At 67.6% G+C, this 629-nt stretch carries 1 protein-coding gene and 1 pseudogene; one reads left to right on the top strand and one right to left on the bottom strand.

All coding sequences use genetic code 11. The features are described from left to right. Window positions 1–56: 56 nt before the first annotated feature. Window positions 57–424, bottom strand: a pseudogene (locus TN53_RS46370) (transposase); the annotation flags it as partial. Here TN53_RS46370 and TN53_RS41710 point away from each other — a divergent pair. Next, on the top strand, window positions 381–629 hold a 249-nt coding region (locus tag TN53_RS41710; protein WP_159038273.1), incomplete at its 3' end, for a hypothetical protein. The pseudogene TN53_RS46370 and the gene TN53_RS41710 sit on opposite strands and share 44 nt — an antisense overlap.

The raw sequence follows: 629 nt of genomic DNA, 5'->3' as shown, positions 1-629 counted from the left end.
GGCATCGCCGGCCAGGGAGGTCTTTCAACGTGGCCACCGATTCCTAATGCTGTCTGTCAAGCCGTGCAAGCAGTGGGCAGCTTGGCCTCGTTGGTCCGTCCGTCGCGGAGGAGGGCCCAGAGGACGTTGACGCGGCGGCGGGCCAACGAGGCCAGGACTGCCTGGATGTGGCGCTTGCCGAGGCTCGCTTGCGTTCGTAAAACCGGCGAGAGTCATCGCAGTAGCGGATGCTGAACAACGCGGAGATGCAGAAGACGCGTTGGAGTCTGCGGTTGTAGCGTCGGGGACGGTGGAGGTTTCCGCTGATCTTGCCGGAGTCGCGAGGAACGGGGGCGACGCCACCGAAGCCGGCGAGCCGGTCAGCGATTCCGAAGAGGTCCATGTCGCCACCGGTGGCGGCCAGGAACTCGGCACCGAGGCTGGGTGCGCATCAGGCCGCCCAGATCGACGAGTACGTGTCCCGGCTGACGGCCGACCCCTACCTGGACGGCTGGCTGCGCGACCTTGACATCGCACTGCGGCGGTTCATGGCCGGCGCGGACGTCTCCGGCGGACTGCGGGAGCTGTGGCGTCAGCTGGAGGTTGGGGCGGAGGTGGCCGAGGCGGTGATCGGACTCGGCGATCTGAGC

The sequence above is a fragment of the Streptomyces sp. WM6386 genome (assembly GCF_000972385.1).
Taxonomy (GTDB): Bacteria; Actinomycetota; Actinomycetes; order Streptomycetales; family Streptomycetaceae; genus Streptomyces.
The sequence above is the reverse complement of the archived record's forward strand: the minus strand, read 5'-3'. Positions and strand labels throughout refer to the sequence as shown.